This is a genomic window from Chryseobacterium endalhagicum, from assembly GCF_016745235.1.
Classification (GTDB): domain Bacteria; phylum Bacteroidota; class Bacteroidia; order Flavobacteriales; family Weeksellaceae; genus Chryseobacterium; species Chryseobacterium endalhagicum.
This window is the reverse complement of the sequence record NZ_JAELVM010000003.1, coordinates 16,690-32,635: the sequence shown is the minus strand read 5'-3', so window position 1 is coordinate 32,635 and position 15,946 is coordinate 16,690. Positions and strand designations below refer to the sequence as shown.

Here is a 15,946-nt window from a genome sequence, read left to right as displayed (position 1 = left end):
AGGCCCGCCCGAAACCTCTATTATTATTTAGAGTCTAAAATCTCGAGCAGATCATTTCTTGAAAGCTTCTGGATTCCGGTTCCTTCTGTTTGAAGCAGGTTTTGGGCGAGTTCATTTTTCCTTTTCTGAAGGCTTAAAATCTTCTCTTCAACGGTATCCGAGCAGATCAGCCGTACCGCGATCACATTTTTCGTCTGCCCGATACGGTAGCTCCGGTCAATGGCCTGATTTTCCGCTGCAGGATTCCACCACGGATCTACAAGGTAAATATAATCCGCCTGGGTAAGATTAAGGCCTACTCCTCCGGCTTTTAAACTGATAAGAAATACCCGTACTTCTTCATTTTCCTGGAAATTATTAACAGCTTTAGTCCTGTTTTTAGTCTGTCCCGTAAGGTATTCAAACGGAATGTTTTGATCTTCAAGTTCAGCTTTAAGTAAATCCAGCATCTCTACAAATTGTGAGAATACTAGAATCTTATGATCTTTAGATTTACTCTGGATCTGTTCCATTAATATATCTATCTTCACCGCATGCTCACCGGAATAGCCTTCTTTTAACAGCAGCGGGGAATTACAGATCTGTCTGAGCCTTGTGAGCCCGGTCAGAACATGCATACTGTTTTTGTTCAGATCATCATCGTCATTGGCTGCTATAAATTCGCGGAGCTCTTTTTCATAAGCATCATAGATTTTACGCTGCTCAGCATTCATTTCACAGTAAATCACCATTTCTGTTTTTTCAGGAAGTTCTTTGGCAACCTGCTTCTTTGTTCTGCGGAGAATGAAAGGCTTGATCTTCTGCTGAAGTTCCTGAGCACGTTTTCCATACTCGAATTTATCAATCGGAACCGCATAAATGTCTTTAAAATACTGCTTGCTTCCCAAAAGTCCCGGACATGCAAAAGAAAGCTGGCTGTACAGGTCAAACGTATTGTTTTCAATAGGAGTTCCGGTAAGAACGATCCTGTTTCTCGACTGCAGTAGTCTTGCCGCTTTATACCTTTCCGAATTCGGATTCTTAATCGTTTGGGATTCATCAAGAAAAACATAATTAAAGCAGAAATTTTTCAGGAAACGGATATCCGAAAGCAGCATTCCGTAGCTGGTAAGAATCACTTCATAATCAGCAAAATGTTCTGTAGCTTTTAATCGGTCCGCTCCATAATGAACCATTACTTTTACCGAAGGAGCGAACTTTGCAATTTCCTCCTGCCAGTTGAAAATCAGGGAAGTAGGAACCACCACCAGATTGGTCGTGTGCCCGCGTTTTTCCCGCTGAGAAAGGATGAATGCAATCACCTGAAGTGTTTTTCCAAGCCCCATATCATCCGCAAGACATCCTCCGAAATTGAAGCTGTCCAGAAAGTTCAGCCAGTTCAGTCCGTCATGCTGATAATCTCTCAGAACAGCATTTAATCCTTCAGGAATATTAATCTGAGGAATATTTTTAACCGATGAAAATTGAATTGAATAAGTAGAAAGCTCTTCCTGTACTTCCTGATTTAGAATATCCTTCTCAAACAGGGAAGATATTTCAGTGAAATTAATCTTTGGAATCTTAAGATCTTCAGCATCTATTTCCCCGATCCGGAAAAATTCCTGCATTTTATCAATCCATTCCTCAGGAAGAAGGCCTGTTGTACCGTCATCAAGCAGGACAAATTTACTTCTGTTGCGGATCGCCCGGTGGAGCTGTTTCAGGGCAGCATCTTTCTGCCCGAAACTTACCTTCAGTTTAGCATTGAACCAATCCAGTCCGCTGGTAATCTGAATGTTGATCTTTGCCTTGTATGAATTGATCTTAGTGTTTTTCAGCTCATTGAACCCGAGAATGGTCACACCCTCATTTCTCCAAACCTCAAAAGCATGAAGGAACCAGTTATCTTCCAGAAATTTATCTTTATGAAGGTAAAAATAATCATATCCGTCCATCTGCGCTTCAAAATCCGGATGCTGTTTCATAATGAGCGAAGTAAAACGGGCTTCTTCAGCATCGCTCCTGTTAATTTTAAATACATTTCCGTTCTGATCTGTTCCAAAAAGCTGCTTTCTGGAGTAGACCGCGACTTCCGGCTGACCATACTTCATGACCGGAGTTAAGGCGATATAATTTCCCTGCTGGCGTAGATAAATGATCCGTTCATTCCGGGAATCCTTCTCTTCAAGCTGTACTGGCGTTGCAGGTTGTATGTAGCTGTAATTGATGTGAATGCGTTCCTCAATCGAAGAGAGGACATTCAGCATAAATGCTTCGTATTTTGAGGAATGAACGAGCAGGATTTCATTGTTCGCTTTGAAAAATTTAATAACTCTCAGGATATCCGGATCATCTACAAAACTGAATGTATTCCGGCTGTAGACAAAGTATTCATTCCTGATGGTTACATTTTTAAAAGGAACTGAAATATCATTGAATTCCAGTTCACCCGTTACTTCATAAAACGGTTCCTTTTTAAATACACTGAGCTGGATCTCTGCTTTCAAAACTTCAAGGTTTACCGGAATCAGAGACTTTGCTGAAACGGTTTCCGACAGGTCACGGTCATGGTAAAAAGTATCCAGTTCAAGCGGATTCTGTACGATGAGCTTCAGCGCTTCCAGTTCTGCCGGATTATAATCTTCATTGTAATTGTTCTGAAACGCAGAAACAGCGGTGTAAAATTTAATGTGCTGCGGCTCTTCGGCCTTCCAGATCAGCTGCATGGCATCGACCGGATTTACCGGGTTTTTAACCTTTCCTGACTGTGTGGTTTCAGATTCCATCAGTGAAAAGGTGAGATGGTTGTAATAGCGGTGCTTTCCAATGACCAGTATTTTTCTTTTTCCACTATCCTGTAAAGCCAGTTCATGGATAGCAGAGGAACGTTGTGGAATGAGCTGCTGTTTAAAAGTATCCTCATCCATAGACAGCATTTCCTTAATCTTTGGTCTGACTTCAATTTTACCCTCAGTATATTCCAGTTCGAAATAGACATCCAGATCCGGTTCGTTTTCTAAGCCATAATTTTTAGCTTTTGCTATCAACAGCTTCTTACGGAGGAACGGATCAAAAAAGGTCCTGAATTTTTTTTCTTCTAAAATACAGTGTATAATTTCAGTCTGATGCTCACAAAGCTTGTCTTTGGAACTGTCGCAGCTGCAACTGGTGATCACTGAGCTGCCGATCTGGATTACCGAAACTTCCGGAAAATCCTTAAGAGGCGATTTTTTGGTGAAAATTCCAATATTATTTTCAAGGGCAACTGGAAAAATTTCACGGAAATCTCTGACCTCCAGAAACGCACTGCCGGATGTATGTTTTAGAAGATCATACACGGAAAGTAGATGAATACTGGTGTTTTCAAGAATATATGCCGCCATAAGCATGCGAATTTACGAAAAAGGATGGCAAAATAGGGAGTATGGGTGAAGTAAAAACTCATGATATATCTGGATGTCATAAAGGCTGTTGTATGCTTTGAATACCAATATTAAGATTCAATTATAATTTATCATACGATTAATAGATATTTTATCGTTATTATTGTACAAGATTTAAATTCATAAAAAAAACGAAATGAATTTAAGAAAATTATATATTTTTTTTAATGACAAGCAAGATTATAGGAGTCGGCAATTATATTCCGCCGGAAACAATTACAAATTTATTTTTTGACCAGCATCATTTTATTAATAAAAACGGAGAGTCATTAAAGGAAGCGAATGATATTATTGCCAGAAAGCTAAAGGAAATTACTGGTATAGAAGAAAGAAGATATGCATCTGAGCATCAGGTAACCTCAGATTTGGGACTCATTGCGGCCCAAAAAGCCATAGAAAATTCTAAAATAGATCCTGAAACACTGGATTACATCATATTTGCCCACAATTTTGGTGATGTTCGTTTTGGTACCGTTCAGTCGGACACCGTACCAAGTCTTGCTTCAAGGGTAAAACACCTTTTAAAAATCAAAAATAATTTCTGTGTGGCGTATGACGTCCTGTTCGGCTGTCCGGGCTGGATTGAAGGAATGATACAGGCCAATGCTTTCATTAAGGCAGGGATCGCAAAAAGATGCCTGGTCATTGGAGCGGAAACACTTTCAAGGGTAGTAGATATCCATGACAGAGACAGTATGATCTATGCAGATGGGGCAGGAGCAGCTATTCTGGAAACCAGTGAAGATGAAAGCGGTATACAGTCGCATCTCTCAGCGTCTTATACTTTAACGGAAAAAGATTTTCTGTTTTTTGGAAAATCATACAATAACGACTGCTGTCCGGATACGAAATACATTAAAATGGACGGGCGAAAAATCTATGAATTTGCCCTTGTGAATGTAGCGGATGCGATGAAAAAATGTCTGGATTCCAGCGGATATTCTATCAATCAGCTTGACAAAATTATTATCCACCAGGCCAACGAAAAAATGGATGAAGCAATTGTAAAGCGTTTCTATCAGCTGTATGATCTTCCTATGCCGGAAAACATTATGCCGATGGTTATTGCGAAATTAGGAAACAGCAGTGTGGCTACCATTCCAACGCTTCTGACGATGATTCTGGATGGAGAACTTTCTTCCCATGAAATAAAAGAAGGAGATGTGGTTCTGTTTGCATCAGTTGGTGCCGGAATGAACATCAATTCAATTGTTTATAAATTTTAATACAATATCTAAGGAAAAGAAGGCTGACCATAAGGTTCTTACTTCAATTTCTTATTAAGAAAAAATAGGCTGTTTAAAAAGCTTCCCAAGAATAATCCCCGAATCCAAAAAGATTCGGGGATTACATTTTCTAGCTGAAAATCTTTGATTTTCTTGCGTCTTAAATATTCACAAAGCATAAAACCCCTTGCGCCATTGCGATTACCCAACAAAACAAGAAACAAGCAAAAAACTTCTATTTTTATAGTTGGAATAGCGCAAAGACGCAAATTTTATGACAATAACATGTTATAAGGCGCAAAGATTTTATCTCCGATAAAATTGAGTACTGCTGTCATTGCCAGAAGCAGAGAACCTTTGATTTAAGCCTTAACAACATAAATAATTTATTTTTTTTGCGCTAAATCACAAAAAAAGACCGCCTCACTTTTGAGACGGCCTCATAAATTTAGGAAGAATCAGCCTGTTTTATCCTTCCTATGATAAAGCATTTGTTGTTTTTTAAGATGATCTGGCCATTTATTGAAGATTGTTTGCCGCCTGGTTTCTTACCACTCTGTAAGGATGAAGCCCTTGCAGGAATTGCGGATCTGCCTTCAATTTATAATTAGGGCCCACAAAATAAGTTTTTGCGTCAGCATCATTATACCCTGTGTATTTTAACCAGGCAACACTGATTCCGGCAAATTCATTTTTGGAAATTTCCATCGTTGGACTGAAGTGGGTCGCGGTAGTAGCGGTAGCCGCCCATGCTGGGGATGGATTGAAAATACCATTTTGATGAATCTTCGTATACCATGGCATTACCACAACATCCAGTCTGCCGGTTAAGATAAGAGTAGGAGCCTTTACGGTAAAGCTTACCGCAAGAGGTCCGGGCTCTATAGGAAGAGATCCCACTACTTTCAGGTCCGGATCAATCAGTTTCATTTTATTCTCGGAAATACTCGACGTTAAAATTGAAGCTCCTCCTCCTGCGGAATGTCCCGCTAAAATCATCTTAGACATATCAATTTTCCCGTACAATGGAGATTGGGTATCCTTATTAAGCTGTGAGGCTTTAAACGCACCCAGAAGATGCATTTCCGGCAGGGTATTGATGAAATCTGAAGAAACCACTACTATAAAGCCATGACTGGCCCATAATTTCAGCATCTGAGCATAATTTCCTTCATTGGACAATATACCGCCAACAAAGTTCACAACCGGCAGTTTACCCAAATCAGCGATGTTGGATGGGTAATATACCGAGGTACTGATGGGCGAACCGTTTCCATAAGGCAGATTATTGGTACATTGAATAGTTTGGTCCAGTACATTTATAGACTGCAGGATGTCTATGGCGATACCACCGAGGCCCCCGCAATCTCCCAAAACGGCATCTGTACTTACCTGATAAGGTCCCATTTTTCCGTATTGCTCATTTGCCGTACCTACAGCAGGGAAAAAGTTGGATTTTGAAGCCATCTGTTCCGCAGTCAGCGCTCTGCTGTCCGGGGCTGCTTCTAAAGCTTCTTCTGTGTTTTGACATGACATCAGTGACAATGATGCTGCCAGTACTGAAAAGATCATTTTTTTCATAAGTTTACTTTTTAAGTTGGTCTGTATTTTTGATGAATTAGTATAAATGACAGCAATAAATTATTAATCATTATTGAGTGATTTATTATAGCGAATATCATAATTTCTCAATATTTTTGTCTGGTCCAGTTTCTTGTTTTTTTTGAAAGCAGATAATATTTTGAAAAATACACGTTATTCAGTTGATATTGGTTTATGTTTAAGATAGACTGGTCTGTAATAAATATTAAAACTGGACCAGTGGGAAGGTCTTAAAATTCTTTTTCTTTGAGAATATGTTTTTGGATTGATTTAATAAAAGCTCAGGTAGACATTGGTAAAATTATGATTATTGCTTTACCGTCTTTTACAATTTAGTCCAAAAAAGAGGAGGAAGAAGGACCATGAAGTTATTTTAATTACATCACAGCTGCATTCTTATCATAAACTGATCATTGTAAAAAAGATTTTAATAAAAACAGTCTATAGAAATAATGTTACGACCCTGGAATCTTAATCTGAAAATTGAAGAAAAATATTTTCAGCTCCCCATTTATAAACAGATTGTTGAAACCATTATAGATGCAATACATTCCGGTAAACTGAAGCAGGGAAATGTTCTGCCCGGAACCAGAAAACTGGCGGATATGCTGAAGGTCAACAGAAATACAGTGATCGAAGCTTATACCCAGCTGGAATATGAAGGCTGGGTGATGTCTAAACCAAGAACCGGAACATTTGTATCTTCTCATACGCCTGAAAACAGGAAAGTAACCCCCTCTCCGGATTTTGGCAGAATGAGAGCTTCTGTGAACAAAATAGTTTTTGACCAGGGACTTCCGGATATCAGTTTCTCACCTATGGCAGATATTATGCGCGAGTATAAACTGGTGATGAAAAGCATCCGAAAGCATAAGATTCATATTTTTAACGATCCGGCAGGATACATCAAACTCCGTATGGCTCTGTCGCAGATGCTCAATCATCAGCGGAGGATTATAGGCGATGAAAATAATATATGCATTACCAGGGACGGGCAAATGGCCTTTTTTCTGATCTCGCAGTGTCTGCTGGAAAGTGGCGACTGCGTTATTGTAGAGCATCCGGGATACAGATCTGCCTGGGATACCTTTGAACATGCCGGAGCGACAGTTCTGTACGCGTCAATAGATACGGAAGGAATCATTATTGACGAGGTTCAAAAGTTTATCAATGCCGGAAAGAAGATAAAAGCTGTTTTTATAACGCCTAATTCCCAGTTTCCGACCACAGCAGTGCTGAGCGAATCAAGACGGCGTGCCCTGATTGATCTGTCCAATAAATTCAATTTTTATGTGATAGAATATGATTACTGTATTGATATTAATTACAGTGAAAACCGGCTGCTGCCATTATGCAGTGATGAAAGGCTTAAAAACTACATCTATATAGGCTCTTTCAGTGCCTCGGTAAGTCCTTTTTTAAATATCGGGTATGTGGCAGGAGATCAGGAGATGATAAAAAAAATCAATGCCCTTAAAAATATCATAGATGTGAATGGTGATCCTATTATGGAGCGTGCTTTTTTCAATTTAATTGATGATGGAACCTATACCAAACATCTGAAGAAATCGGTCCCATTCTATAAATACAAAAGAGATTTTTTCGAAGAACTACTGAATAAATACCTTAAAGATAAAATTACGTTTATAAAACCTGAGCTTGGCCTGAGCTATTGGATTACGCTGGTAGAACCGTTAAGAGAAAGCTATAACAGCTATTTAAAAGAAGAAATTATTGCCAAAGGCATAAAACCCGTATTGATGGGGTCCGACTATTATAATTTTGATGAAGGGGAAGGTTTCCTGGTAAGCTTCGGCTCTGTATCCGAAAAAAATATGGAGGAAGCGGTACGGATCATGTCAGGATTTTTTTAGTGGGTGAGCATACGGATTGGGATGAGGGTAATTCATTAACAAAAATCTGTTGTTCATTTTGATACCCTGTATTTCAGAAATAAGTGAAAAACAAATTCTTGTCTTTCTTTGTGTTTAATAATCGCAAGGTTAGACAAAGCTTTTTTTGAAATAAAACAGTTTTAATAAAGATAAACAAAGGCATTTTATTTAAAAAAGCAAAACTATATATGTGATTAATAATCAGTTCAATGGTACAACATTTTAACAAATTATATTTTACAACGGAAGGGAGCTAAAACCGGCTTCCTTCTTCTTGATGGTATAAAAAAGACTCTTCATAATACCATTTCTGCTGTCCTGAATATCCGGAAAATAAAACCTAAACATCCCTTTTATCCTATGAAAAGCATCACTGAAGAATATTTAACCAACGGCTCATTATTTTTAGTGGATGAAGAACATTATGCAGAACTGCGGGGTTATTTAAAGAAAGTAATGTTCAAAAAAGCATCATTCTTTTTGAGGAAAGGAGAATACTGCCGCTATCTGGGATTTTTGAAGAGCGGAGTGATGCGCAGCTTTTATTATCAGAGCAACGGGAAAGAGATTAACGTTAATTTTTACCATGAAAACGGTCTGGTCACAGATTACGACAGTATTTTATCCGGCGGGCAGTCTGAAATAAATATCAAAGCCGTTGAGGATTCAGAAATGTTTCTTCTGGACAGGGAGCATCTGCAAAGCCTGTATCATAAAGATCCGTACTGGCAGGAATTCGGAAGAAAGATTACGGAAACCGCTTATCTTCAGGCCAAAAAAAGGATTGAAGGCTTACTCTGCTTATCCCCTGAGCGGCGATACCATCAGTTACTGGAAGAAAATCCTAAAATTCTTCAGCTGCTTCCACAAAAACATATAGCCAGCTACTTAGGTATCCAGCCGGAGTCTTTAAGCAGAATTCGTAGAAGAATACAGGGACGGTAGAGATCAGGATTATTTTAAGGGGTGAGCTGCAGAAATATGATTTTTTCTCAGACCTGTGGCGGCTTCCTATTCTTCATGTTCTGCTGAAATCCTTTCGCACGCACTGTAATTTTAAGTTGGAACTGAAAATTCAGATCAATTATACACAATAAACGACTTGCTCCATTTTGGATACATCTTCATCCAATTTGGCAACTCCGGCTTTTTTTCTATTGCTGACCTTTGTCTTGTTAATTTAAATACAGAAAAAAATGAAAACAATTTTTATAACAGGCGCTTCAACAGGTTTAGGAAAAGCGGCTGCCCAGTTATTTCAAAGCAGAGGATGGAATGTAATTGCTACCATGAGAAACCCGGACGCAGATACAGAACTTTCCGGTTTGGACAATGTCACCCTGCTTCCTTTGGATGTGACGAATCTGGAGCAGATAAGATCAACGGTTAATAAAGCTCTCGAACTGAGCTCCATAGATGTGGTTTTTAATAATGCAGGATATGGACTTATCGGTCCTTTGGAAGCTTTGACGGATGAACAGATCCTGAAACAGCTGGATACCAATCTTTTGGGCGTGATCCGTGTAACCCAGGCATTTATCCCATATTTCAGAGAGAAAAAGAGCGGAATGTTTATTTCTACCACATCCATCGGAGGATTGATTGCTTTTCCTTTGGGATCTACTTATCATGCGACAAAATGGGCGCTGGAAGGCTGGAGCGAAAGTTTAGCGTACGAGCTGAACTCATTAGGAGTGGATATTAAAACGGTTTCTCCGGGAGGAATTAAAACCGATTTCGTAAGCCGTTCCCTGGACTCTGCCACAAGTCCGGCATATGAAGACATGACCAATTCCTTATTTTCGAATATGGAAGGAATGATGGCGGCGGCATCAGAACCGATGCAGATTGCTGAGGTGGTTTATGAAGCTGCTACAGACGGCAAAAAACAGTTGAGATACGTAGCCGGTGAAGATGCAAAAGCTTTATACGCCCAACGTCTTGAACAGGGCGATGAGCTTTTCAGAGAACAGTTTGGAAAACAGTTTATCTAGGAGTTAGGTATAAAAAAATTAAGGTGAAGAGGATGGAAGCAGGAAGAGGGAAGATGGAGGTTCTCTTTCAGGCTGCGATGAATTGACGTGGGTTCCAGCTGTTTTTTATAATTACATCAACAAGTAAGAAGCTATAGAAGCCTAAATTTGCTTCATCAAATTGAAAGTAACTGTTTAATATTTGCGTCCAACAGTAACTTCCGGCCCCCATCATCCATCCTCCATCCTTATTAATCTTAACTTTAATCACTTCATCAAAAAAACAGAAATGTTTTTAATACATTTATATCATGGAAAAGAAAGATAATACACCGCTGAAAATTTCGTCCATATCGGAGCTGCACCATATGCTGCAGCTTCCCAAACCGCTTCACCCGCTGGTAAGTCTTGTAGACAATACGAAAATGGTTGTCAATAAAGAGTATATCAAAAGAAGCTTTCTGATGGATTTTTATAAAATTTCGTACAAATATTCCGAGCACGGTAAAATAGGCTACGGACAGGGATATTATGATTTTAATGAAGGCGGCATGATGTTTACCTCCCCGGGACAGATCCTCTCAACAGATGTGGATGCTGAATACTGCGGGTACACATTGCTGGTACATCCTGATTTTTTAAGGACTTATCCTTTAGCGAAAACCATCAGGAAATTCGGTTTCTTTTCCTATGATACCAATGAAGCCCTGCATCTGTCTGATCAGGAAAAAAAAGTGATCACAGGACTGCTGGATCAGATCAATAATGAGCTGAATACGGCTATAGATGAGGTAAGCCAGGACGTCATTATTTCTTATATCGAAGTTCTGCTGAATTACAGCAACCGTTTTTATAAAAGACAGTTCATCACCAGAAAAGCGGTGAACAGCGACTTATTGTCCAAAATGGAAACGGTTCTCGAAGATTATTTTAACCAGCAGCAGAGCCTTAACAATGGTATTCCTACGGTGGAATTCCTTGCTTCTGAACTTCATCTGTCCCCGCATTACCTGAGTGATATGCTCCGGAATCTTACCGGACAGAATGCCCAGCAGCACATTCATGAAAAGCTGATCGAAAAGGCAAAGGAATATCTTACCGCTACCAGCTTTTCAGTTTCGGAAGTAGCCTATGCCTTAGGTTTTGAACATCCGCAGTCTTTTAATAAACTGTTTAAAAAGAAAACGGATAAAACCCCTTTGAGCTACAGACAGTCATTCAATTAAGATAAAATAAACTGAGTTCAGGATAAGAAGCTGAGGTTAAAGGGGCAGGAAGCTGGAAGATAGAGGCTGGAAGTTACTTGTAGACTATAATATTAAACAGCTGTCTTTACATTCGTTGAAGCAGGTTAAAAAATTAATAAAATAATGGTGTATTTCTCCTTTGGAATTCAATAACTTCCCTCTTCGGGCTTCAGACTTCCTGACCTATTATATAATTGGAGATCCCTTATCCCGAACTCGGGTTAAAATAAACAGACAGTACATACCCGGCATCATCAGCCGGTTATTTTGTTTTGAACCGCACTCTCTCAAAATAATGATTTGCTATCTGTTCTGAAATACCTAATTATAGGTAGAAAAAAATACATTTTTTTAAGTATTGATGAAATACAGGCTTGGGAATACATTTGTAATAAAAAAACACTCCCTATACCATCACTTCACCAAACCTGAATAAAATATGAAAAAGCTTAATTTTCTCTTATCCCTTACCGTAGGAATCATGGCCTATGCCCAGCCTACGGTAACGCGGTCCGGGGTGGACAGGATCAATGTCCCCATTACATTCCGGTCCGGAGATGTATCAACTACAGCCATTACTGCAGGATCTGCAGGCGCTAATATCACCTGGGATTTTTCTGCGTACACTGGAGATACTCCGATTACAGCAAATACCAATGCATGTCCCGGGCAGACCAACTGCTTCAGATTCCCGACAGCGAACAGAATCACCAACCCAATTGCTGCCGATACGTATGATTTCAATATTATAAGCGATACGGAAGCTACCATGATAGGAACTTATTTCGGTCCGGCTTTGGGAGATGGAACGATAACGTATACGGATCCTTTGATTAATTTTAAATTTCCGGTCACCTATCTGCAGCAGTTTGATGAAACCTATCAGTTCAATACGGTTTCAGCCACGATGAATAGCAGTGAAGCAGGGCAGCAGTCTTTCCTTGCAGACGGCTATGGCACCGTGATTACGCCTACAGGAACGTACAACAATGTTTTGAGGGTAAAAAGAATGAGAACAGCCACTCAAACCAGCCCGGGACTCCCACCGATGTCTTATACCAATGAATCCTATCAATGGATCAGCCAGGCTTCGGGAACGGTATTGTCTTTTGGAATCAATACATTTACCATTAACGGAACTACGAATATCACCAAAACAATTTCTTATCTGGTTCCGGGAGCATTATCCACTTCTGAAACTGCGAAAAGCAAGACTGATATTTCTTTGTATCCCAATCCGGGTTCAGATATCATTCACCTGAAATCGGATGAGGAAATTAAAAATATCATGATTACTTCTTTAGACGGAAAATCTGTTTTAAAAACATCGGATATGAAAAAGATTGACATTTCAAAACTTCCCAAAGGAGTATATATTCTAAAAGGAGAGCTGAAAAATGGAAATACCGTTTCAAAAAAGCTGATAAAAGAATAACATATTTTTTACTTTTCATAGAAAAAAGCCGCTTAAACATCTGAAAGCCCAAAAACTATAACATGATTGTGGAGCCGGAGTGAAATGAACGGGTCAACACTTCATTCCGGGGACAGTAAATTTTCAGATTCATCATATACGCTTTCGGTAAGTGGTTTTTTATAGGAAATGAGTCTCCGGGTTTTTCCGGGGGCTCTTCCGTTTTAATTATCTCTATCTTCACACTCTATAAACTGATAAGAAAATGATACCCAAACTTATACAACGGGCCACTGTATTATCGTTAAGAATTATTGGTTTTCTTGCTATAATGTCAGCAGCTGTACATCCGGTTAAAGCTCAGGAATTCTTTGATCAGAAAGCTCTTCATGACAGCCTTTATACAATTCTGAAAACCAGCAGGAACGACAGTGTAAAAGCAAGAGTTTCTTTCCATCTGGCGCATTACTGGTCTTTAAAAGATTTTAAAAAAGCTGAGAAATACCTCGTGCAGGGAAGGTCCTACTTTAAAAATAACCGTTTTTTACTGGGGATATATTACAGCTCTGTTATTGATGTCTATCTGGATCATGATCCTGTTAAAGCGAGGAAAGCCCTTCAAAAAGCAGATTCTTTACTTTCCATATACCATACGAAGGATGTTTATAACGTACTGGCAAAATCCTGGTACAGTGAAGCCATCAGTGCCCAAAATGCCAATGACGAAAAAAAGGCCCTTGATATCATTGTAAACAAAGTAATTCCTTATACAAAGAAAAACGGGAAGAAAGAATCTTTGGCCATGTTCTATTCACAGGTAGGAATTCTCCTTATGAACGCCAATCAGCTGGAAAAGGCAGAAGAATATTTCTCGAAAGTCATCCTGATGAAAAGCAGCCTTTCTTCCAAAAGAAATACCCTCCTCAGGGCTTATATTTATTCTGCGGATGCATTTGTAATGAATGATCAGCTGCCTGAAGCCAAAACAAGACTGGATGAGGCGGTAAAAATACTTGATAAAAACCCAAACCCGGCAGATTATGCGGATTATTATAAAGCAGCCGGAAGTTATTTTGAAAAAAAGGGGCAGTATGAAACCGCTTTTCTGAATTGTGAAAAGGGAATAAAATATGCAAAAGAGATTCAGGATACCTATCTGGAAAATAATTTGCTCAGAAACCAGTTTGAAATTCTTTTCAAGGCAAAGCAATATAAACCGGCGGAAAAGATCCTGCACAGACTTGTAAATAATGCAGAATACATGGCTAATTTTGATAGCCGGAAAGAAGTCTATGAGCAGATGGCCCGTATTTCTCATGCATTAAACAAAAATGATGAAGCCTATGAATGGCAGAAAAAATACATCAGTTTTTCAGACAGTCTGTATCAGGCTCAGCTGGACAAAGATATTTTAGCAATAGAAGCCAAATTCAAAAATTCTGAAAAAGAAAAAACCATTGTACAGCTTCAGGCGGGCAAAAAGCAGCAGGAACTTAAAAATAAAAATCAGAAACTGACAAGCTGGATTTTGGGAATTACAGGAGCAGCATTGCTGACCGGGCTCTTTTTTTTAGCATTCTATTATAAAAGTGCAAAAAAACTATCCGTACAGAAAGAGATCAACCACCAGCAGCATCTGAATGAAATCGAGCACCAGCACCATCTGAAGCTTGTACAGGAAATGCTTGACGCAGAAGAGCGTGAACGTCAGCGTATCGGGCGCGACCTCCACGACGGTCTGGGCGGAATGCTTGCCGGAATCAAAATGAACCTTACCCAGCAGCAGAAAACAGAATATCATAACCTGACGACTGTGATCAGCAGACTTGATGAATCAGTGGTTGAATTGAGACGTATAGCAAGGAATATGATGCCTGAAAGTCTCCTGAAGATCGGGCTGGAAACCTCTTTAAGGGATCTCTGCGAATTGCTGCAGAGTGATGAAACAATCATAGATTTCCAGTCCATTGATATTACGAAGACTATTCCCGATGCGACTCAGATGCACATTTACCGGATCGTTCAGGAACTGCTTGCCAATGCAATACGGCATGGACACCCCTCGAATATTATGCTCCAGTGCAGCCAGAACCAAAATATATTTTACATTACAGTGGAAGATGACGGAAAAGGATTTGATGTTTCTCTTCTCGATCAGAGTCCCGGGATAGGTTTCACCAATATTAAAAACAGGGTGGAATATCTGAAAGGAAGTATGGAAATTGTATCTGCCATAGGAGAAGGAACTACCATCAATATTGAACTTCATGTAGACGCTGATCATGACAGGAAGGAAAATACCTGAACCATTTCAAATTAAAAAAATAATCCGGAAATTCATCAGATCATGAACCTCCGGATTTTTTATGTAAGATATTCTTTATTAGAATGGACCTCCCGATTCACAGGTGTTTACGGAAACAAGACAATTGTGAATATACGGACAAGGATTTCCTCCCGCCGGAACTACAGAACAACATGCATGAGTTCCGTTCCAAACCACATGATGAGGATAGAAGGGAACACAGGTATGCCCTCCAAGCACTGTTCTGAGTTCTTTTCTGTTTAGTTTTTTTAAGCTTTTCATACTTTATTTTTTAGTTAAAGAGAGTCTTAAAAAGGACAGGCGATCAGAAAATACATACTTGAAGTAGTAACGGTTCCATTGGCAGAATAATAATAAGACCAGGTAACAGCTCCCGGTCCGGCTACCACAGGTTTGTTGAGCCACCATGAACGGCAGGCGCTGGTCCCTAAGTATGCAGTAGCCGGCATACCTGCCAACTCATCTGCTTCCGCCGCATTACGGGGAGCTACACCTGTTTTACGGGTTACTTTGTAATAGGTATAATCTATTAGCGGTTTTACAGTTGGGGCTGTAATTTCAGTATTTAAGTTGACACTTTTTGAAGAAGTAGTGAAGCTGGTCGTCAATGCTACTCCTAAAATAATTACTAGATTTTTCATAACTTTCTTTTATTTGATTATTATTAATACTGTACAGGTGATTCTGCACTTGTTGGTGATTTAAATGTAGCTTATAATAACCACAGCAATCAATAAAAACTTCATAAGTGTTTATGAATATCTAGTAGATGTCTGCTTTCACCCTGTAAGTGAAAAAGCCATAGAAATAAGTAAAAGAGATCTTTTAATCAGTTGATCCC

The 15,946-nt window shown here is 39.3% G+C and carries 11 protein-coding genes; 7 read left to right on the top strand and 4 right to left on the bottom strand.

Annotated features, from left to right (window positions below; all coding sequences use genetic code 11):
* Positions 1-23: 23 nt before the first annotated feature.
* The gene (locus JET18_RS15905; RefSeq protein ID WP_202092637.1) at positions 24-3,362 is read right to left on the bottom strand and encodes a DEAD/DEAH box helicase; all 3,339 of its coding nucleotides are present in this window, start codon (positions 3,360-3,362) and stop codon (positions 24-26) included.
* Between the two features lie 227 nt (positions 3,363-3,589).
* On the opposite strand from JET18_RS15905, the gene JET18_RS15900 reads away from it, so the two are divergent.
* Positions 3,590-4,648, top strand: coding sequence for a 3-oxoacyl-ACP synthase III family protein (locus tag JET18_RS15900; protein ID WP_202092636.1), 1,059 nt, complete (start codon positions 3,590-3,592; stop codon positions 4,646-4,648).
* Positions 4,649-5,167: 519 nt separating this feature from the next.
* Here JET18_RS15900 and JET18_RS15895 read toward each other — a convergent pair.
* On the bottom strand, positions 5,168-6,229 hold the full coding sequence (locus JET18_RS15895) for a poly(ethylene terephthalate) hydrolase family protein (protein WP_202092634.1): 1,062 nt from the start codon (positions 6,227-6,229) through the stop codon (positions 5,168-5,170).
* Between the two features lie 473 nt (positions 6,230-6,702).
* Between JET18_RS15895 and JET18_RS15890 the strand changes: the two genes are divergently transcribed.
* The 6 genes from JET18_RS15890 to JET18_RS15865 all read left to right on the top strand — a co-directional run bounded on the left by JET18_RS15890 (position 6,703) and on the right by JET18_RS15865 (position 15,084).
* Positions 6,703-8,124 (top strand): aminotransferase-like domain-containing protein, encoded by a 1,422-nt coding sequence (locus tag JET18_RS15890; RefSeq protein WP_202092632.1) that lies wholly within the window; start codon positions 6,703-6,705, stop codon positions 8,122-8,124.
* Between the two features lie 381 nt (positions 8,125-8,505).
* Complete coding sequence (locus tag JET18_RS15885) at positions 8,506-9,090, top strand: Crp/Fnr family transcriptional regulator (protein ID WP_202092630.1); 585 nt, start codon at positions 8,506-8,508, stop codon at positions 9,088-9,090.
* 251 nt (positions 9,091-9,341) lie between these two features.
* The gene (locus tag JET18_RS15880; protein WP_202092628.1) at positions 9,342-10,139 is read left to right on the top strand and encodes an SDR family oxidoreductase; all 798 of its coding nucleotides are present in this window, start codon (positions 9,342-9,344) and stop codon (positions 10,137-10,139) included.
* 290 nt (positions 10,140-10,429) lie between these two features.
* Positions 10,430-11,344, top strand: coding sequence for a helix-turn-helix domain-containing protein (locus JET18_RS15875; protein ID WP_202092626.1), 915 nt, complete (start codon positions 10,430-10,432; stop codon positions 11,342-11,344).
* A gap of 460 nt (positions 11,345-11,804) precedes the next feature.
* Positions 11,805-12,800, top strand: coding sequence for a T9SS type A sorting domain-containing protein (locus tag JET18_RS15870; protein WP_202092624.1), 996 nt, complete (start codon positions 11,805-11,807; stop codon positions 12,798-12,800).
* 244 nt (positions 12,801-13,044) lie between these two features.
* Positions 13,045-15,084, top strand: coding sequence for a tetratricopeptide repeat-containing sensor histidine kinase (locus JET18_RS15865; protein ID WP_202092622.1), 2,040 nt, complete (start codon positions 13,045-13,047; stop codon positions 15,082-15,084).
* Between the two features lie 78 nt (positions 15,085-15,162).
* Here the strand turns inward: JET18_RS15865 and JET18_RS15860 are convergent, their stop codons facing one another.
* Positions 15,163-15,366 carry a bacteriocin-like protein gene (locus JET18_RS15860; protein WP_202092620.1) on the bottom strand — a complete coding sequence of 68 codons (204 nt, stop codon included), beginning with the start codon at positions 15,364-15,366 and terminating at the stop codon, positions 15,163-15,165.
* 26 nt (positions 15,367-15,392) lie between these two features.
* A complete protein-coding gene (locus tag JET18_RS15855; RefSeq protein ID WP_202092618.1) occupies positions 15,393-15,746 on the bottom strand; it encodes a hypothetical protein in 354 nt (117 codons plus the stop codon).
* Positions 15,747-15,946 lie beyond the last annotated feature (200 nt).

Excerpts from the sequence above, each read along its gene's own strand:
- JET18_RS15905 (WP_202092637.1), bottom strand. The coding sequence starts at position 3,362 with ATGGCGGCATATATTCTTGAAAACACCAGTATTCATCTACTTTCCGTG.
- JET18_RS15900 (WP_202092636.1), top strand. The coding sequence starts at position 3,590 with ATGACAAGCAAGATTATAGGAGTCGGCAATTATATTCCGCCGGAAACA.
- JET18_RS15895 (WP_202092634.1), bottom strand. The coding sequence starts at position 6,229 with ATGAAAAAAATGATCTTTTCAGTACTGGCAGCATCATTGTCACTGATG.
- JET18_RS15890 (WP_202092632.1), top strand. The coding sequence starts at position 6,703 with ATGTTACGACCCTGGAATCTTAATCTGAAAATTGAAGAAAAATATTTT.
- JET18_RS15885 (WP_202092630.1), top strand. The coding sequence starts at position 8,506 with ATGAAAAGCATCACTGAAGAATATTTAACCAACGGCTCATTATTTTTA.
- JET18_RS15880 (WP_202092628.1), top strand. The coding sequence starts at position 9,342 with ATGAAAACAATTTTTATAACAGGCGCTTCAACAGGTTTAGGAAAAGCG.
- JET18_RS15875 (WP_202092626.1), top strand. The coding sequence starts at position 10,430 with ATGGAAAAGAAAGATAATACACCGCTGAAAATTTCGTCCATATCGGAG.
- JET18_RS15870 (WP_202092624.1), top strand. The coding sequence starts at position 11,805 with ATGAAAAAGCTTAATTTTCTCTTATCCCTTACCGTAGGAATCATGGCC.
- JET18_RS15865 (WP_202092622.1), top strand. The coding sequence starts at position 13,045 with ATGATACCCAAACTTATACAACGGGCCACTGTATTATCGTTAAGAATT.
- JET18_RS15860 (WP_202092620.1), bottom strand. The coding sequence starts at position 15,366 with ATGAAAAGCTTAAAAAAACTAAACAGAAAAGAACTCAGAACAGTGCTT.
- JET18_RS15855 (WP_202092618.1), bottom strand. The coding sequence starts at position 15,746 with ATGAAAAATCTAGTAATTATTTTAGGAGTAGCATTGACGACCAGCTTC.